At 48.0% G+C, this 19355-nt stretch carries 18 protein-coding genes; 17 read left to right on the top strand and 1 reads right to left on the bottom strand.

The genetic code is table 11. The features are described 5' to 3' along the window. Positions 1–461: 461 nt before the first annotated feature. The 8 genes from Q0Y54_RS05695 to Q0Y54_RS05660 all read left to right on the top strand — a co-directional run bounded on the left by Q0Y54_RS05695 (position 462) and on the right by Q0Y54_RS05660 (position 9746). Entirely contained in the window at positions 462–2078 is a 1617-nt protein-coding gene (locus Q0Y54_RS05695) for an NERD domain-containing protein (protein WP_297965164.1), read from the top strand. 15 nt (positions 2079–2093) lie between these two features. After that, complete coding sequence (locus tag Q0Y54_RS05690; protein WP_297965162.1) at positions 2094–2258, top strand: hypothetical protein; 165 nt, start codon at positions 2094–2096, stop codon at positions 2256–2258. A gap of 204 nt (positions 2259–2462) precedes the next feature. Then, positions 2463–3587 carry an ABC transporter ATP-binding protein gene (locus tag Q0Y54_RS05685; protein ID WP_297965160.1) on the top strand — a complete coding sequence of 375 codons (1125 nt, stop codon included), beginning with the start codon at positions 2463–2465 and terminating at the stop codon, positions 3585–3587. After that, positions 3580–5229 (top strand): iron ABC transporter permease, encoded by a 1650-nt coding sequence (locus Q0Y54_RS05680; protein ID WP_297965158.1) that lies wholly within the window; start codon positions 3580–3582, stop codon positions 5227–5229. Before Q0Y54_RS05685 ends, Q0Y54_RS05680 begins: the two co-directional genes overlap by 8 nt. 101 nt (positions 5230–5330) lie before the next feature. Continuing rightward, entirely contained in the window at positions 5331–6374 is a 1044-nt protein-coding gene (locus tag Q0Y54_RS05675) for an ABC transporter substrate-binding protein (RefSeq protein WP_297965156.1), read from the top strand. A gap of 217 nt (positions 6375–6591) precedes the next feature. Next, on the top strand, positions 6592–8142 hold the full coding sequence (locus Q0Y54_RS05670) for a histidine kinase (RefSeq protein ID WP_297965153.1): 1551 nt from the start codon (positions 6592–6594) through the stop codon (positions 8140–8142). Beyond that, positions 8135–8899 (top strand): response regulator, encoded by a 765-nt coding sequence (locus tag Q0Y54_RS05665; RefSeq protein WP_297965151.1) that lies wholly within the window; start codon positions 8135–8137, stop codon positions 8897–8899. The genes Q0Y54_RS05670 and Q0Y54_RS05665 overlap by 8 nt, the downstream gene beginning before the upstream one ends. Before the next feature lie 25 nt (positions 8900–8924). Beyond that, positions 8925–9746 carry an HAD-IIB family hydrolase gene (locus tag Q0Y54_RS05660; protein WP_297965149.1) on the top strand — a complete coding sequence of 274 codons (822 nt, stop codon included), beginning with the start codon at positions 8925–8927 and terminating at the stop codon, positions 9744–9746. A gap of 83 nt (positions 9747–9829) precedes the next feature. On the opposite strand, the gene Q0Y54_RS05655 is transcribed toward Q0Y54_RS05660, so the two are convergent. Then, positions 9830–10021 (bottom strand): hypothetical protein, encoded by a 192-nt coding sequence (locus Q0Y54_RS05655; RefSeq protein WP_297965147.1) that lies wholly within the window; start codon positions 10019–10021, stop codon positions 9830–9832. A gap of 237 nt (positions 10022–10258) precedes the next feature. On the opposite strand from Q0Y54_RS05655, the gene Q0Y54_RS05650 reads away from it, so the two are divergent. The 9 genes from Q0Y54_RS05650 (at position 10259) to Q0Y54_RS05610 (ending at position 19168) form a co-directional block, all read left to right on the top strand. Next, positions 10259–11926 (top strand): formate--tetrahydrofolate ligase, encoded by a 1668-nt coding sequence (locus Q0Y54_RS05650; protein WP_297965145.1) that lies wholly within the window; start codon positions 10259–10261, stop codon positions 11924–11926. Between the two features lie 18 nt (positions 11927–11944). Then, positions 11945–12697, top strand: coding sequence for a methylenetetrahydrofolate reductase (locus tag Q0Y54_RS05645; protein ID WP_366072347.1), 753 nt, complete (start codon positions 11945–11947; stop codon positions 12695–12697). Positions 12698–12720: 23 nt separating this feature from the next. Beyond that, a complete protein-coding gene (locus Q0Y54_RS05640; RefSeq protein WP_297965143.1) occupies positions 12721–13560 on the top strand; it encodes a sulfide/dihydroorotate dehydrogenase-like FAD/NAD-binding protein in 840 nt (279 codons plus the stop codon). A 6-nt stretch (positions 13561–13566) separates the two neighbouring features. Further along, on the top strand, positions 13567–14967 hold the full coding sequence (gene gltA / locus Q0Y54_RS05635; RefSeq protein WP_297965141.1) for an NADPH-dependent glutamate synthase: 1401 nt from the start codon (positions 13567–13569) through the stop codon (positions 14965–14967). A 93-nt stretch (positions 14968–15060) separates the two neighbouring features. Beyond that, on the top strand, positions 15061–15543 hold the full coding sequence (locus Q0Y54_RS05630; RefSeq protein WP_297965139.1) for a DUF523 domain-containing protein: 483 nt from the start codon (positions 15061–15063) through the stop codon (positions 15541–15543). Positions 15544–15546: 3 nt separating this feature from the next. Further along, the gene (locus Q0Y54_RS05625; RefSeq protein ID WP_297965137.1) at positions 15547–15975 is read left to right on the top strand and encodes a hypothetical protein; all 429 of its coding nucleotides are present in this window, start codon (positions 15547–15549) and stop codon (positions 15973–15975) included. Positions 15976–15989: 14 nt separating this feature from the next. After that, positions 15990–17129: a glycerate kinase gene (locus tag Q0Y54_RS05620; RefSeq protein WP_297965135.1), complete on the top strand. Its 1140-nt coding sequence runs from the start codon at positions 15990–15992 to the stop codon at positions 17127–17129. 140 nt (positions 17130–17269) lie between these two features. After that, positions 17270–18499 carry an AAA family ATPase gene (locus tag Q0Y54_RS05615; protein ID WP_297965133.1) on the top strand — a complete coding sequence of 410 codons (1230 nt, stop codon included), beginning with the start codon at positions 17270–17272 and terminating at the stop codon, positions 18497–18499. Positions 18500–18508: 9 nt separating this feature from the next. Further along, positions 18509–19168, top strand: coding sequence for a DUF4276 family protein (locus Q0Y54_RS05610; protein WP_297965131.1), 660 nt, complete (start codon positions 18509–18511; stop codon positions 19166–19168). Positions 19169–19355: the final 187 nt, after the last annotated feature.

Raw genomic sequence — 19355 nt, 5'->3', positions numbered from 1 at the left:
ACGCTGGTCTTTCATTGGTATATCTCCTTTGCGTTAAATAAATTATAACATGAAATGGTTTGTTGGTGGAGTGATGGTTACTATACAAGAAATAAATGTAACACATATATTTATTTAATATTATAAAACAAAATCTTAAATATATCAAATAAATATTAAGAAAAAAAGAATAGAAATATAAATTTATAGAATATATCATGTATAATTGTTTGGCTGTAATATCCCTTCTGTCATGTAATACAAAATCATAGGTTGCCCGGGAGGAAACCTATTTTAGTAAAGGGTGCGTTATACTTACGGCAATGTAAAGTGAAGCAAAGGATAATAATGGAGGAATTATTGGTATAAGCAGGATTTTTGATGAAGAAGTTGAATACATTCAGTATTGGGTGAATAAATGACATAAAGGGAAATTCTACTGTAAAAAAGTTTATTGTTTAAATTTTTACCGGGAGAAGATAATGGCTAAAATGTATCCATCAAAAGTACAAGATTTTCATAACAGCCAGGGTGAGAAGCTGGTTTATGAGGCTCTTGGTACCTTAAATAATGATTATACAGTGTTCTATTCCTATCGCTGGCTGGGAACGAGCCAACAGTACCGCAGTGAGGGGGAAGCGGATTTTCTTGTGCTGCATCCGCGAAAGGGCATTTTGTCCATTGAGGTTAAGGCTGGGGGAATTTCCTTCCGTGATGGCCAGTGGATACAGACGAATCGGCTGACCGGGGAGGAGAAGTTAATTGATCCCCTGGGGCAGGCGGCTGAGAGTCAGCACAGGGTCCATAATCTCTTGCGTGGGAAATTTGGTACCAGATTTCGGGATTATATGATTGGCCGGGCGGTGTGGTTTACCTCCGCCCATTTTTCCAGCAGTGTTCCCCTGCCGCCGGAGGTGACCTCTGATATATTGCTGGACGAGTCCGCATTGGATTATCCGGAAAAGGCATTGGACAGGGCCTTTGAGTTTTGGCAGGATAATATGAATAAGCGTCAGGAGCTTAATCAGGGGGAATTTAAGGAGATAATTAAATTTCTCATGCCTGCCTTTGATATTGTGGAATCCGTCTCCAGCTATGCAAGGGAGGAAAAGGAAAACTATATCCAGATGACCCGGCGGCAGGGGGCAATTTTGCATTTTTTGCAGGAGCAGCCTATGGCGGCTATTCATGGCCCTGCGGGAACTGGAAAAACACTATTGGCGGTACAAAAGGCCAAGATGCTGGCGGAGCAGGGGAAAAAGGTGCTATACTTGTGCTTCAACGAATTTCTGTTCAAGCATCTGCGCAACAGTGATTATGACCATGAGCATATTACCTTTCACAACGTGCGAACCCTGGCCGAGGAGCTTATGGAGGATACCTCAATGGCCATAAGTAAGGTAATTCCGGCATTTGAGGCGTTTTTTGCCAAGGTATATGATGATGAACGGTGGGCATATCCAAATATCGTGGTGGATGAAGGGCAGGATGTGAGTGACCAGCTATTGGAGCATCTGGCATTTCTGGCCGAGGTAAATGAGGGCATCTTTTATGTGTTCTATGACCGCAATCAATACATTATGCAGAAAAAGAAACCTGAGTGGATTGAAAAGAATGCTGAGTGCCGGCTGGTGCTGTACAAAAATTGCCGTAATACGGCCGAGATTGGCCGGATGGCCGGGGAGATAATTGGTTTAAAGCTGAACAGCTATGTTAATGAGATACATGGGCTGGAGCCCCGGACGGATTATTACAGGAGTGATAAACAGCTCGTTGGGATTGCTGATAAATTTGTCCGGGAAATGCGGGGTCAGGGGGTTGATACGGATGATTTTGTAATCCTGACTGTAGGAAGTGTAAAGCACAGCTACTTAAAGGCGGATAGGCTGGGTGGCTTGCCTGTGTCCGAGGTACAGGAAAGGGGGAAGGTCTGGTTTACCTCTGTGCGAAAGTTCAAGGGGCTGGAAGCCAAGGCAGTTTTGCTTATTGATGGCAGGAAAAGCAGACTGGAGGATCCTCTGCAGCAAAGAATTATGTATGTGGGCTGTTCCAGGGCCAATACTTATTTACAGTTAGCCATAATGGATGACGTGGACTAATCAGGGGGGATGTCTATGTTGGAAAAGCTGAAAAAGGTGCTGTCCAAGGAGAAGAAATGCGTTCGGTGTGGTTCTGAGGAAAAGGTGGAGAAGATCTATGTTTCCAATATTACGGGGCATGGGCATTTTGAGTATTTGTGCGCCACCTGTGCCTTGAAGGAAAAGCTGAAATGCTATTGATAAAATGATAGCTTAATCAGGTGGAGCTTTAACTCCACCTGAATTTAGTTGAATTTTACCTAAGGCTTGCCCTAAATGGTTCTCTGTATCAGGTTCATTTTTGCTGACATTTATACGATATTTTGGATTGTTTGTTATTATTACAGACGGTAAAATAAGCATATAGTAAGAAAACAATATGAAACACGAATGGAGGAGAGGGCAATGAGTGTTGCCATTACAGCGGATAAAGTGGTTAAAAGATACGGGGATTTGACCATTATACCGCAGCTGACCCAGAATATTAAAAACGGTGAGTTCTTCACCCTGTTGGGGCCTTCGGGCTGTGGAAAGACCACGCTTTTGCGGATGATTGCCGGGTTTAACAGCATTGAGGGCGGTCAAATCCGGTTCAATGACCAGGTAATCAATGATATTCCGGCTCATAAGCGCAATATCGGCATGGTATTCCAAAGCTATGCTATTTTCCCCCATTTGACCGTGCGGGAAAATGTGGAGTATGGTTTGAAGCTCCGGGATATGCCAAAGGATGAGATGAAGACCAAGGTGGACAGGATCCTGGATGTGGTCCAGATTACGGAGTACCAGGACAGATTGCCGGAGCGGTTGTCCGGTGGTCAGCAGCAGCGTGTGGCACTGGCCCGGGCCATTGTTATTCATCCCAGCGTGCTGCTGATGGACGAGCCGTTGTCCAATCTGGATGCCAAGCTGCGTGTGGAAATGCGTTCGGCCATTCGGGAGGTTCAGAAGCAGGTGGGCATTACCACGGTTTATGTAACCCATGACCAGGAGGAGGCCCTGGCTATTTCGGACCGAATCGCCGTTATGAAGAAGGGCGTTATCCAGCAGACGGGTACACCCCATACCATTTATACCCGACCCTATAATGTGTTTGTAGCCACTTTTATCGGCCATTCCAATCTCTTTAAGGGCCGCATAGAGGAAGCTGGCGGCGGCAAGGCAGTGGTCTTTGCAGACGGCTTTGTTCTGCCGATGACTACCCTGGGTGATGAGGCCAAAATTGGCGATGATGTGACTATTGCCGTGCGTCCGGAGGAATTTTCCATCTGCGGCGAGGGCCAGGGAGTGAAATGTACTATTAAAACCAAGGTGTTCCTTGGGAAGTACATCACCTACGGACTGGGCTTCCCTGATGATATGCTAGTTCCTGATCAGCCGGCCATTGAATACAGCCAGGATTTGGGCCATGCAGAGCGGGTTCTGGAAATCGGCGATACAGTCTATTTGAAACCAAATGCGGCCAAGATTAACGTATTCCGGGCAGATGGCAGCAAGAGCCTGATGGAAGGTGTGGTGGAAAATGAATAAGAAATTCCAATGGGACTTCTGGGCTTGGATAACCCTTCTTTCCATTATTATCTTTGGTCTGTTTTTGATATATCCGTTGTTCTCCCTGTTCCTAAGTGCATTCCAGGATGCCATGACCGGGGAATTCACCATGGAGAACTTTACCCACTTCTTTGAGCGGAAGTATTATTACCAGTCCATGCTGAACAGCTTCAGTGTTACCACCTGTGTGACGGTGCTGGCAGTAATTCTTGGTACGGCCCTGGCCTATTTTATGACCCTATTCAAGGTTCGGGGGAAAAGTATTGTGGAAATATGCATTATCATTTCCCTTTTGTCGCCACCATTTATTGGTGCCTATTCCTGGATTTTGATTGGCGGCCGCAGCGGTATTCTGACCCAATGGCTGGCTAGTATGGGAATCGATTTCCCGTCGATTTACGGCTTTGCCGGAATATTGCTGGTTCTGACCCTGAAGCTTTATCCTTTTATATATCTCTATGTGGCCGGGGCCATGAAGAATATTGATTCGGCCCTGATTGAGGCGGCAGAGAGCCTGGGCTGCAGTGGTATAAAAAAGGTGGTTACCATTATGCTGCCGCTGATTACGCCGACGATTTTGGCCGGTGCGTTGATGGTATTTATGAATGCCATGGCTGACTTCGGTACACCAATGCTGATTGGTGAGGGCTTCAACGTTATGCCGGTTATGATATATTCGGAGTTCATCAATGAGGTTGGTGACCAGGCCAACTTTGCTGCGGCTATGGCAGCCATTATGGTTCTGATTACCTCCATGATTTTCATGCTGCAGAAATATGTGGTGAATAAGAAATCCTTTACCATGAGTTCTCTGCGTCCTTTGCCGGTGGGCGAAATGAAGGGCATTAAGAACATCATTATGCACCTTTGTATCTACTCCTTGGTGGCATTGTCCATGATTCCACAGCTGGTGGTTATTTATACCTCCTTCCTTAAGACCAACGGAGCTATTTTTGTAGACGGCTATTCACTGGACAGCTATCGGACAATTTTCGGCTCACTGGGGACGGCTATTTCCAATACCTATCTGTTCAGTACGGCGGCCATGGCCGTAATTGTATTCCTGGGCATGACGGTGGCTTATCTGACCACCCGCAAGAAGAGCTGGCTCACGGATATTATTGATACCCTGACCATGTTCCCGTATATTATTCCGGGCTCTGTACTGGGTATTACCCTGCTGCTGGCCTTTAATGATGACCCCATGCTCCTGTCCGGTACGGCGCTGATTATTATCATTTCCCTGGTTATCCGTCGATTGCCGTACACTCTGCGTTCCAGCTCGGCTATTCTCTATCAGCTGAGTCCGAGCCTGGAGGAGGCCTCTATAAGCCTGGGAGCTTCACCGGTGAAGACCTTCTTCAAGGTTACGGCGGTAATGATGCTGCCTGGTGTTATGAGTGGTGCCATCATTTCCTGGATTACGGCTATTAATGAATTGAGTTCATCGGTTATCCTCTTTACAGGAGCCACGAAAACCATGTCGGTTGCGATTTATACCGAGGTTATCCGTGCCAGCTACGGTACGGCTGCGGCCCTGTCCACTATTCTTACGATAACGACTATCACGGCTATGGTTATCTTCTTCAAGGTGTCCGGTCGCCGGGATGTTACGTTATGACGGGCCAAATCCGTCGAAAACGCTAAATGGGAGGTTTTGTGACACAAAACATGAACAATGGCGTTATAGTACTATAACATTTTTTAAGGGGAGGTTTCATTATGAAGCTGAAAAAAATTATTGCCGGACTGTTAGGTGCGGCAATGCTCACCATCGGCCTGGCTGGCTGCGGCGGTGGTGACTCCAAGGATGCAGCAAAATCTGCTGGCAGTGACGAGAACAAGGTTGTTATCTACTGCCCACATCCGCTGGCCTTTATCAATCCATTGGTTGAGGAGTTTGAGAAGGAAAGCGGCGTAAAGGTAGAAGTAGTGGCCGCTGGTACCGGAGAGCTTTTGAAGCGTGTGGAATCGGAAAAAGCCAATCCTCTGGCTGATATCTTCTGGGGCGGTTCCCTGTCCACGGTAAAGCCTAAGGCTGCTCTCTTTGAGGAATACCGTTCCGTTAATGAAGACCATATTCAGAAGGATTTCAAGAATGTTGAAGGCTCCATTACCCGCTTCACCGATATTCCAAGTGTTATCATGATTAACACGAACCTCATTGGCGATGTAAAGGTAGAGGGCTATGAGGATCTGCTGAATCCGGCTCTCAAGGGCAGAATCGCCTTTGCCGATCCGTCCAAGTCTTCTTCCTCCTATGAGCATCTGATTAATATGCTCTATGCAATGGGCAAGGGTGACCCTGACAAGGGTTGGGATTATGTAACCAATCTGGCCAAGAACCTGGACGGCAAGCTGTTGTCCGGTTCCTCCGCTGTATACAAGGGCGTTGCTGATGGCGAGTATGCCGTAGGCCTCACCTTTGAAGAGGGCGGCGCAAAATACGTTGCTGATGGTGCCCCAGTAAAGCTGGTTTACATGAAGGAAGGCGTTATTTCCAAGCCGGATGGTATCTATATCATCAAGAATGCCAAGCATATGGAAAATGCCAAGAAGTTCATCGACTTCATCACCAGCAAGAAGGCCCAGACCCTCATCACCCAGCAGCTCCATCGCCGCAGTGTCCGGGACGATGTTGATGCACCGGTAGGTCTGCTGCCAAAGGCTGAGATTAAGTCCATTACCGATAATGAGGAAGTAGTAAACAAGAACAAGAAGGCATGGCTGGATAAGTTCAAGGATATCTTCACCAGCGTGCAGTAAGCTTCTGACAGTAAGCAGTTAATTATATAGCGTGAAGGGCCCCGACCTGATATTCAGGCAGCTGGCTTTTCACGCTATTTTATTATTTGAACAATGGCGTTATAATATGTAATAGTAGCTTTTAAAAAAAATAAAACGGTACAATTCAACTTAATTCAGCTGTGGCAAAAGCTCCACCTGGATAAGGTATCATTTTATGCGAAAGGAGCGGCCCCTCATGCACCGTTATTTTGAATCCCGCCTGCAGCGGGCTTTGGCCTGGTATGCCTTGGTCCCTGTGCTTATTATGGTCTTTTTGGGGGTACTTTTAATGCTGGACAGCTGGCGGTATGCCGTTATTCGGGTAAATCATGAGGCACGGGAGCTGGCGGCAGATGTTTTGTCCAATGTCAGTCAGGAATTTTTGCAGCGTGCTGAGGTGGAAGCTGAATTTTTGGGCTCAGCGCCGGATATTGCTCTCTGGAACAGTGACAGGGCCCTGCGGGCTAAGGCCTTTGCCCAACTTAATCACGACACCAGCTATCGGGGGGTGGAGTTTTATCTCCTGGATACCCGGGGCAGGATTATTTTGGGCAGCAAGGATAAAATGTCAGTGGATTTACCCCCTGTGGAGCAGGATTGGGGGATATTGTCCCGACTGTATGCCCGTCCTGATGTGGCACAGCAGGAATTTCTGCCACGCTCCGGCGGCCAGGATTTAATCTGCGGTCAGGCCGTTTCCATCAATGGACAGGTGGCGGGCTTTATAATTTACGTTTTGTCAGCTGATTATCTTCAGCAGCTGGCTGGGGATGGCCAGACAGGCATCATTCTCACTGACAGACTGGATAATGCCCGACTGGTAAAGGCGGCCGACAAGGTGGTGAACCACCGCAAGGTCCAGGGGGAGTTTGCCAATAACCGCGACGGTCTGGTGTCTGCTGACAATGGCATTTATTACCTTACACAGCAGGATATAGATTTTGGCGGCGAGACCTATAGGCTTCAGGCGGTAACGGAGGTGTCTGACCTGCTGGTGCGCTATGCCATCGGTGCCGGGGCCATATTGCTGGCCATATTGCTCATGGTTCCCCTTATTTTGCGCAGCATAGCCCGGGAAAGCAAGCTGACCACCCAGGCCATGGATGATTTGACGGTTATTGCGGAGCTCCGTGAGCTGGAGTCCCAGTTCAATCCCCATTTTTTGTTCAATACCCTGGAAAATATCAAGTTTATGGTGCGCCTGGACCCAGAGGCGGCCACGGAGATGATTGTGGCCCTGTCCGCCCTGCTGAGGTACAGTATTACCAGCAGCGGACAGCAGGTGGAGTTTCAGGAGGATATAAAATATCTGGAAAGCTATATGAAAATCCAGCAGTACCGCTTTGGCAGCCGGCTGGAATTTAATGCCAGCATTGAGCCAGCCGCCCGATCGGTTTTTGTACCCAAGCTGCTTTGTCAGCCATTATTGGAAAACGCCATTAAATATGGTGAGGATGAATACGGGAAATTGGCGATTTGCTTTAAAGTACAGATACGGGACGGCCATTTACATGTGCTGGTGAAGGATGCCGGTCAGGGCATGGACGAGGATAAGCTGAACCAATTGCGGAAGCTGCTGGACAGCAGTGAAAATGACACGGGACATTGGGGCCTGTTTAATGTACAGCGGCGGTTGCAGTTGATTTATGGTACAAGCTATGGCTTGACCCTGCACTGTCCACCGGAGGGCGGCACGGAAATCCGCCTGAGTCTGCCTTTAACAAAGAAGGAGAAGAAGGATGCTTAATCTGGTAATTGTGGAAGACGAAGAGATAATCCGCCGTGGTCTGGTGTGTACCATTGATTGGCTGAAAATGGGGGCCAAGGTGGTGGGGGAGGCTGCCAACGGTAAGGAGGCACTGGAGGTTATTAAGGCCACCAGGCCCGATGTGGTGCTGACGGATATACGGATGCCGGTGATGGATGGCATTGCCATGACAGAGGCTCTGCAGTCCATGGGCAATCCGGCCAAAATAATCTATCTCACCAGCTACGCGGATTTTTCCTATGCCCAGCGGGCCTTACAGCTGGAGGTATGCGACTACCTGCTGAAGCCGGTTAATGAGACGGATTTGACCAAGGCCCTGGACAAAATCAATAAGCAACGGGAGAATGACAAGGGGGAGGATTTATCCTGGGATGAGGGCCTGAGGGCGGCTTATCATACGGGAAATCCTTATGTGCAGGCGGTGCTGAAGCGCATCGAGAGGGACTTCAAGGGGCGGCTGAGCGGTGAGGCCATGGCTGAGGAACTGGGGGTTTCCGCCAGCTATCTGTCAAGGAAGCTAAAGGAGGAAACAGGGCTGAGCTTCGGAGGACTTCTGACCCAATATCGCCTAAAGCAGGCCATTGAGCTGCTGCAGGCCGGTACCTGGCGGGTCTATGAGGTGGCTGAGCAGACGGGCTTTGGTGATTACAAGAATTTCACCCAGGCCTTTAAAAAGTATCTGCATACTACGCCAAAGGCGTTTATGCAGGAAATAACCGTTGGTATTAAGCTATAACGAGCTGTGATGAGGAGTAGTGAGTATGGGAAAATATACAGGCAAAATGATAATTTCGGATTTGGATGGTACCTTAATTCCCCGGGGAGGCGTGATTTCCCAGGAAAATAAGGCCGCCATTGCCCATTTTGTGGAGGAGGGCGGACGCTTTGCCATTGCCACCGGCCGTACCCCGGAAGCGGCGGCCGGCTATGTGGAGGGCTTGCCCATTAATGCCCCATCGGTATTCTTTAACGGAGCCATGCTGTACGATTGGGAGAAGAAACGGGTCATCAAAACCCTGCCCTTGACGGCCGGGGATAATCAGGGGCTGTGGCCCCAGTTTGCCCGGCAGGCTCTGCAGGATTTTCCCGCCGCCTGCTTGGAGGTCTATACGGCTGAGCACTGTCATATCATTACACCGGCGGCCAATGATGACCCCCGATTGCCCAACGAATTTTACAGCTATTGTCACACGGATTTAAACCAGCTTACCGATACGGCCAGGACGCCCTGGTTGAAATTTTTTGCCTGTGACAGGCACGCCAATCTGGAGCAATACGTGGCCCTGGCGGAAAAAATGGGGGTAGCCGATCTGGCCAATGGCTTTTATTCAGAGGATAATTATTATGAGTTTGTAGCCAAGGAGGTTTCCAAGGGCTCCATGCTGTCCTGCATCAGGGAGCAGCTGCCGGGCATCACCATTATTGCCTGTGGCGACTATCTGAATGACAACGAAATGCTGGCGGCCGCGGATATTGGGGTGGCACCGGCCAATGCCCATGACGACACAAAAAAAATCGCCCAACACATTGGCTGCGCCGTGGAAGACCATTTATTGGCCTGGATTATCAATAACATCGCTTAATTCAAGGCGAAGAAAAAGGACCAAAGCAGAGTACAGCGACTCAGCTCTGGTCCTTTGATCGTTACCTTTGACGAAAATACAAATTAATGGGCCTGACCCACCAATACCTGAATTTCCTCCTCGGACAGACTGGTGTATTGGATAATTTTTTCCATAGGCTCACCGGCTTTTATCATGCGCATAGCAGTACGGCGATTGGCGGCATTTTCCCCCTTGATAATGCCCTTGGATAAGCCATCGTTATAAGATTCCATAAGCTTTAATTCAAAATTCATATAATCACACTCTCTATATTCTCAATCAGATATCTTTTTAGATTATACCATCATTTTGGCATAAATCAAACGCAATTTTCAATATTTATCAATATTCATGTAATGGCAAAATTTCAAATCTTGTGTGAAGGCTGCTCTATTTGTTGGCATGATGCTATTTTTATAGTATAATGGTGCAGTGTATATTTACACATGTTGTATGCGGGATTGTTGGATTGGATTTTAGGAGGATGCTAAATGAAAACTGATGTTGAGATTGCCCAGGAAGCCAAAATGCAGCCCATAACCCAGGTTGCCAAGGCTCTAAGCATTGCCGAGGATGATTTGGAGCTGTATGGTAAGTATAAGGCTAAGATTTCTCTTGATGCCTGGAACAAGGTAAAGGACAATGAGGATGGCAAGCTGATTTTGGTTACTGCAATTAATCCTACTCCGGCGGGAGAGGGAAAGACCACCACCAGTGTTGGTTTGGCAGATGCCTTTCATAAAATGGGCAAGAATATTGCTGTTGCCCTGCGGGAGCCCTCCCTTGGGCCGTGCTTTGGCTTAAAGGGTGGAGCAGCTGGCGGCGGTTATGCTCAGGTGGTGCCTATGGAGGATATCAACCTGCATTTTACCGGTGATTTTCACGCTATTACCACAGCCCACAATCTGCTGGCGGCAGTTATTGACAATCACATTCAGCAGGGGAATGCCCTGGATATAGATGTTCGCCGGGTAGCCTGGAAGCGGGTACTGGACCTGAATGACCGGGCCCTCCGTCATGTGGTTATCGGCATGGGAGGCAAGGCCCACGGCGTTCCGCGGGAGACGGGCTTTGATATAACAGTTGCTTCGGAGATGATGGCTATTTTGTGCCTGGCCACGGACCTGGAGGACATGAAGAAACGCCTAGGTCAAATTGTGGTGGCCTATACCAGAGATGGCCGGGCTGTGCGGGCTGATGAGCTTAATGTAACAGGGGCACTTACCCTGCTCTTCAAGGATGCCATCAAGCCTAATTTGGTACAGACCTTGGAGGGGACGCCGGCCCTTATTCATGGCGGACCATTTGCCAATATTGCCCATGGCTGTAATTCCGTTATGGCAACTAAATTTGCTTTAAAATTTGCTGATATAGTGGTTACTGAGGCCGGCTTCGGTGCTGACCTTGGTGCTGAGAAATTCCTGGATATTAAGTGCCGCTTTGCCGGTCTCAAGCCTTCGGCTGTGGTTATTGTGGCCACGGTTCGGGCCCTGAAAATGCATGGCGGCTTGCCAAAGGCTGAGCTTGGCAAGGTTGATATGTCCGCATTGGAAAAAGGCCTCGAAAATCTGATTAAGCATATTGAAACCGTTAAGGCCTTTGGCCTTCCTGCTGTGGTAGCTATTAATGCTTTCCCGACTGATACCAAGGAAGAACTGGATTTCGTTGAGAAGAAGTGCAATGAGCTTGGTGCCGAGGTGGCCCTGTCTGAGGTATGGGCCAAGGGTGGCAAAGGGGGCATTGCCCTGGCTGAGAAGGTATTGGCCGCTACGGAGAAGCCTAACAGCTTTAATTTCACCTATGAGGTGGACCAGTCCATTCCGGATAAGATTGAGGCCATTGTTAAACGGGTTTACGGTGGCGATGGTGTTGTATTTACTGGCCCTGCCATGAAGCAGCTGAAGGAAATTGAGGAGCTTGGGTTGGATAAGATGCCGGTTTGCATGGCCAAGACCCAGTATTCATTGTCTGACGATCCAACGAAGCTGGGGCGGCCACGGGGCTTTAAAATTACGGTTAAGGAGCTTAGAATATCGGCGGGAGCAGGCTTTATCGTGGCCCTTACCGGAGATATTCTCACCATGCCGGGGCTGCCGAAGAAGCCGGCGGCTGAGAACATGGATATAGATGTAAACGGTAGGATTACCGGTTTATTCTGAGGATTAAGTGGAAAAGAAGTGAAGGATTTGGCTAGAATTTCCGTTGAACTTATTCCCCGCAGCCCTGAGGGATTGCGGGAGGACTTGCAGATAGTGAAGAAGAATGCTCCGGGGGTGGAGCTGATCAATATTCCTGACCTGCTGCGCTTTGAGATGCGGAGCTGGCAGGGGGCGGCCCTTGCCCAGGAATTTTTTCCAGCGGTAATGCCTCATATCAGAGCTATTGATGTGGATTTATCCCAGCCGCTGTCCATGCGGCCGGAGCTTCGTCAAAGCGGTATAACCGAGGTGCTGGTTATTGAGGGGGATCCTCCCCAGGATATGAGCCACAAATTTTATCCCACGGTTACCACTGATGTTATTTCCAAATTTCATCAGGAGATGCCGGAGGTAAAGGTTTATGCCGGTATTGACCAGTATCGGGGCAGTATGCGTCAGGAGCTGTATCGCATTCAGCGCAAGCTGCAGGCGGGAGCCGTGGGCTTCTTTACCCAGCCCTTCTTTGATATTCGCTTCATGGAAATGTATGCGGATATGCTGGAGGGCCAGAATGTGTATTGGGGGGTATCCCCGGTGATGTCCGAGCGTTCCCGGAGCTATTGGGAGCTGAAAAATAATGTAATTTTCCCTAAAGGCTTCCGTCCTACTCTGGAATGGAGCATTGAGTTTTCCAGAAAGGCATTGAGGTTCGTCCAGGAACGGGATGCCAATCTGTATCTCATGCCCATCAAGAGTAATTTGGAAGCATATCTTCAGGGTGTGTTATGTTAAGTATATATAGAGGAGAGTAGAGTATGTTTAAAATCGTGTATAAAGAGGAGCTGTCTCCTGGTATATTCCACATGGATATTGAGGCTCCACGGGTGGCCAAAAAGGCCAGGGCCGGCCAGTTTATTGTATTGCGGGTCAATGAGGAGGGGGAGCGTATTCCCCTTACCATTGCGGATTTTGATGTGGAAAAGGGGACCATTACCCTGATTTTCCAGGTTTTGGGGGCCTCCACCATGCAGCTCAGTGCCCTGAAGGAGGGGGAGTCCATTGTGGACTTTGCTGGTCCTCTGGGTCAGCCCTCCGAGATTTCCGGTGATATGGGTACCATCGTTTGTATCGGTGGCGGTATTGGCGTGGCTCCGGTTTATCCAATTGCCCGGGCTATGCATGAGGCAGGAAACAAGGTTATTTCCATCATGGGAGCCAAGACCAAGGATATTCTGATTTTTGAGGATAAGATGCGGGCTATTTCCGATGAGGTAATTGTGGCTACCGATGATGGTTCATATGGTGTTAAGGGGTTTGTTACCACGGCCCTGCAGCAGCTGGTGGACCGCGGTGAGAAGATTAATCAGGTGACGGCTATCGGCCCTGGTATCATGATGAAGAGCGTTTGCGATGCCACCCGTCCATTGGGGATCAAGACCATTGTGTCCCTTAATCCTGTTATGGTGGATGGTACCGGTATGTGCGGCGGCTGCCGTGTACAGGTGGGCGACGAGATGAAGTTCGCCTGCGTTGATGGACCGGAATTTGATGGCCATCTGGTAGATTTTAATAACCTCATGTCCCGTGGCCGGATGTTCCGTGAACAGGAAGCTATGGCTAAGGATCATGTGTGCAATATCGGTCTGGGGAGGTAATTGGTAATGGCTCTTGTATTGGAAAAGCATAAAATGCCGGAGCAGGACCCACAGGTCCGGGCTCATAATTTTCGGGAGGTAGCATTGGGCTACGACGAGGAAACGGCGGTGGCAGAGGCCAACCGCTGCCTGGGCTGCAAAAATCCCCAGTGTCGGCCTGGCTGCCCGGTAGGTATTGATATTCCGGCCTTTATCGGCAAGATCAAGGAAAGGGATTTTGACAGTGCAATCAGCATTATCAAGGAATCCAGCTCCCTGCCTGCTGTTTGCGGCCGCGTATGTCCACAGGAAAATCAGTGCGAGAAGAACTGTGTTCTGACCCATAAGGGGGAGGCTGTGGCCATCGGCCGTCTGGAGCGGTTTGTGGCGGATTATCAGCTGGACAAGAATGAAGAGGTTAAGCCTATCGAGTTTGCCCTGGATGCCCAGAAGGTGGCGGTAATTGGTGCCGGCCCATCCGGTCTGACCTGTGCCGGGGACCTGGCCCGCAAGGGGTACAGGGTTACTATTTTTGAGGCTCTTCATGTGGCTGGCGGCGTGCTGTCCTATGGTATTCCTGAATTCCGTCTCCCCAAGGATAAAATCGTTAAGCGGGAAATTGACAACCTGCAGAAGATGGGGGTAACCATTGAGGTAAATTCCATTGCCGGTCGTCTCTTTACCGTAGATGAGCTGATGGAGGAAATGGGCTTTGATGCAGTGTTTGTGGGCACTGGAGCTGGGCTTCCTCATTTTATGAATATTCCGGGTGAAAACCTCAATGGCGTATATTCCTCCAATGAGTTCCTGACTCGGTGCAATCTTATGAAGGCCTATGATTTCCCTAATCATGCCACCCCAATTGCCATGGGCAAGCGGGTAGCTGTGGTTGGCGGCGGTAATGTGGCTATGGATGCGGCCCGTACCTCCCTGCGCCTGGGGGCTGACAAGGTTTATATCGTATATCGCCGCAGTGAGGCCGAACTCCCGGCCCGTGCCGAGGAAGTGCATCATGCCAAGGAGGAGGGCATTGACTTTAGGCTTCTCAATAATCCGGTGGAAATCATCGGTGATGAAAACGGCTGGGTGAAGTCCCTGAAGTGCATTCGCATGGAGCTGGGCGAGCCTGATGCCTCGGGCCGTCGCCGTCCAGTGGCCATTGAAGGCTCTGAGTTTGAGCTGGATGTGGACACGGTAATCATGGCTATCGGTAATGGGCCTAACCCTATTGTGGCCTCCACTACCCCAGGGATGGACACCAACAAGCGGGGTAATATTATTGCCGATGAGGAAACCGGTGCTACCACCAAGGAAGGGGTTTTTGCCGGTGGTGATATTGTTACCGGTGCCGCTACCGTTATTTTGGCCATGGGAGCCGGCAAGAAGGCTGCCGCTGCCATTGACGAGTACCTTAAAAGCAAGAAATAAGTTAAGCTTAGCTAAGCTAAATAGATAATTTTGTGGGTTGATACTATTACTGTATCAGCCCACTTCTGTAGTATGAGCAAGGTGTGAAGTTTTATGATTTTAGTTTCATCATGTCTGTTGGGCAACAGGGTAAAATATAGTGGCGGTTCAAATGATAATGAGCTTTTGATGCGCTATAGTCACTATTTGACGGCGATATGTCCGGAATCAGCCGGTCATCTTCCTATACCGCGTCCACCAGCTGAATTGCAGGAAGGCGATGGTAAGGCAGTGCTGCGGGGGCGTGCCAAGGTATTGAACAAGCATGGCGAGGATGTGACGGTCAATTTCCTTCAGGGGGCAAACAGAATCCTGGATATTGTAAAGAAGAACAGGGTACGGGTGGCTATTTTGAAGGCCAACAGTCCATCCTGCGGCAAGGACATGATTTATGATGGCAGCTTCAGCGGTAATAAGATAGATGGTGAAGGGGTTACGGCAGCCTTGCTTAAGGAAAATGGTGTAAAGGTATATTCTGAAAATGAGCTTGATGAAGATAAGCTGCAGCGGATAATTGCAATGAACCAGGAGGAATAAGAGATGAGTAAAAAGGCAGAGCTTTTTCAGGAGTATTTAACCAGTCATAACTTGACCATGTTCACCCGGCAGGATCTTAACGACCAGCTGAAAACATCGGTATTCCGTTCGGCATTTAGTGTGGCAGGGGACACCATTCCCTTCATAATTGTGGTGGATGAAAGTGCTTTCTGCATGCTGCAGGTGCAAATTGCCGGCGGCGTGGTGAATGATGGCAATAGGGCAAGAATTTATGAAGAGGTCAATAAGTGGAATATTACCCTGAAGCCCTTTAAGTACGTTATCGATACGGATGGCAGCCTGATTTTGACCTGTTGCATGATGAATGCTGATGGGCAGATGGATGGGGATAAGACCAATGCCATGATGAACATTATCCTGGATTATCTTACTAAGGAGTACAGGAATATTTTGGCTGTTGTGAAAGGATAGCATAGGTGAATACCATGAATGTTGTTGTTGCAATTGATTCTCTTAAGGGCAGTCTCAGCTCTTTGGAGGCCGGTAAGGCTATTCAGCGGGGAATTGAACTGGTGTATCCGGAGGCGGAGGTGAAGGTGCGTCCCCTGGCAGATGGCGGCGAGGGTACGGTGGAGGCTCTTACCCTGGGTATGGGTGGCCAGCTGCAGTCTATTGAGGTGACAGGGCCTTTGGGAAATAAGGTTATGGCTCAATATGGAATTTTGCCGGAGAGCAAAACGGCCATTGTGGAAATGGCCGCAGCGGCCGGTATTACCTTGGTGCCCGAAAATAAGCGCAATCCGTTATATACTACCACCTATGGGGTGGGGGAAATTCTGCTGGACGCCATTGGCAAGGGCTGTCGCCATTTTATTATTGGTATTGGGGGCAGTGCCACCAATGACGGTGGGCTGGGGATGCTGCAGGCCCTGGGCTATGATATGCTGGATGACAGGGGCGAGCCCGTTTCCTTCGGGGCCGTTGGCTTAAAGGAGCTGAGGCAAATCGGCGATGAGCATGTGGTGCCGGAGCTGAAGGAATGCACCTTCCGCATAGCCTGTGATGTGAATAATCCCCTGTGCGGCGAGAAGGGCTGCAGTGCTATATATGGGCCACAAAAGGGTGCTACGCCTGGGGATATCGAACAGATGGACAGGTGGATGGCCCAATATGCTGCACTGGCCAAGGACAAGTATGCCAAGGCTGAGGCTGCAACTCCCGGGGCCGGGGCGGCCGGCGGCATGGGCTTTGCCTTTCTGACCTTCACCAATGCTGCATTGGAGTCGGGAATAGGAATCGTGTTGGCGGAAACCAGGCTGGAGGACTATATTGCCGAGGCGGATTTGGTTATTACCGGTGAGGGACGGCTGGATGGCCAGACGGTTATGGGCAAGGCCCCAATTGGCGTGGCCGGAATTGCCAAAAAATACAATAAGCCGGTGATAGCCTTTGCCGGCTGTGTAATCCCGGAGGCCAAGGCCTGCAACGACCATGGCATTGATGCATATTTCCCTATTTTGCGGCAGATTGTTACCCTGGAGGAAGCCCTTGACCCTCAAAATGCCCGTCAGAATATGATTGATACGGTGGAACAGGCCATGCGGCTGATGAAGATAAGTAAATAAGTTGATTAGGAACAGTACCCCTTTCAATATGAGCATTGAAAGGGGGCTTTTTTTCTTAATTGTCTGAAATAGTTTTGAGGTAATAGATGAGAATGTTATAATTATTACAGATTTTGGTTTACATTTTGGAGGAAAAGGGCATGGGAAAAATATTGGGGATAGCAATTAAAAATTATGGTTCATTAAGAGATATAAAAATGGGAAAACTATTTAGTGACCGTAATGCAGAGGAGCTAGGTAATATGATTGCGATTATTGGGCCTAGCGGAAATGGGAAAAGTACCATAGCCGACGCCTTTGGATTTATTTCCGACTGTATTTCATCTGATGTGGAAACAGCCTGTGATGAAAAAAATCGTGGGGGCTTTGATCAGCTTGTATCACAATGTGGGGCAAAGGAAATACATTTTGAGATTTACTATAAGGAAAGTAAAAATTCACGGCCGATAACCTATGAATTGACTATTGGCAAAGATAGGAACGATAGACCGTATATAAAAGAAGAACGTCTGCGGCAGAGACGTTCAGGCAATAGTTATGGTCGACCACTGTCATTTCTCCATTTGATAGATGGAAAAGGTTATGCCTTTGAAGGCTCAGAAGGAGGTCAATCAGATGATGATGGGAATGAGTCAGTTGGAACTAAAGTGCCTGTAGAACTTTCGGAGAATAGAACGTTAGGTATAGTTACCTTAGGGGTAATGAAACAATATTCACGTATAGAAAAATTTTTATTATTTTTAAAAAGCTGGTATCTGTGCTATTTTACTCCAGACGCTGCAAGACAGCTGCAAACTGCGTCACCATCGCCGTATTTAAATAAAACTGGAAGCAATATAAATAATGTTGCACAATATATGTTTCGAGAAAATCCAGATAAGTTTAAAAAGATATTGCAGGATATACAAGATAAAATTCCTAATATTGAACAAATAAAACCTGTAAAATGGCCTGATGGCCAAATGGTTTTGGAGTTTTTCCAAAAGGGCTTCGATAAACCCTTCTTTTCACCTCGTATGTCTGATGGAACTCTAAAATTGTTTGCATATTTTCTGCTTTTGCATGAAAGTAACCCACGCCAATTAGTTTTTGTGGAAGAACCTGAAAATGGATTATATCATAAGTATTTGGCTGATTTAGCTATCGAGATGAAAAAAAATGTGGGTACAGGTTATGCAAAGCAGTTGTTTGTAACTACCCATAGTCCATTTTTTGTGAACGCTTTAACTCCAAATCAGGTTTGGGTATTGGAAAAGAGTGACGATGGCTTTTCCAGGATAAAGCGGGCAAGCGAGTATGAATTTGTAAATGATTTAAATTCTGAGGGTGCGAGCGTTGGCGATTTATGGTATAGCGAATATTTCGGGTGAGGTACTATAATGTATTTTCAATTTCTTATAGAAGATAAATCCGGTCAGATTCTTGTTGAAAAAATAATGGATAAATTGCGCATGGTACATGAGAACGTTTTTTACGGGTGCAAGTACTTTCATGGTATAGGAGGTTTTTCACGCAAGAATACTGTAAAAGAAACCAAGACTGGTAAATTGTTAAATGATTTAGCAACATATTTGAGGGGCTTTGATAAGAGTTTACAGGCCATGTCCGACGAAGCTGTTGTTTTCGTAGTTTTAGATAATGACACAAGAGACACAGAGGCATTTAGAGGTGAACTTGAAGAAGTTGCTGTCAAAAATAACATTTCCATTGACCGTGTATTTTGTATCGCCGTTGAAGAGATGGAAGCATGGTTATTAGGTGATGAAATGGCTATAAGAAATGCTTATCCAGAGGCAAGGATGAGTTATATAAAAAGTTATAGTCAGGATAGTATTTGTGGAACCTGGGAAATCTTAGCCGAGATAGTATATGATGGCGGGATGAGAAAATTTAAGGAAGAATGTCCTACTTTTGTTGAGGCTGGGAAACAAAAATGTGAATGGGCGGAAAAGATCGGGCAGTGTATGGATATAGATGTTAATAAGTCACCAAGTTTTCAATATTTCATTAAAGAGGTAAGGAAACGACTCACTGTGTAATTTACAACACCTTCGTTGTCTATGGCTGCCTATGAAAATGGGCGAAAAATTGACAAGAGATTTTAAAACGAGTATAATGATTGCCGTAAATCGCTTTTACGGGCTTTTTGCAATGAAGCTGCGGGCGTGGCGGAACTGGCAGACGCGCTGGACTTAGGATCCAGTGCCGCAAGGCGTGGAGGTTCGA

The sequence above is a fragment of the uncultured Anaerovibrio sp. genome (genome assembly GCF_947302755.1).
Taxonomy (GTDB): domain Bacteria; phylum Bacillota; class Negativicutes; order Selenomonadales; family Selenomonadaceae; genus Anaerovibrio.
The sequence above is the reverse complement of the archived record's forward strand: the minus strand, read 5'-3'. Positions and strand labels throughout refer to the sequence as shown.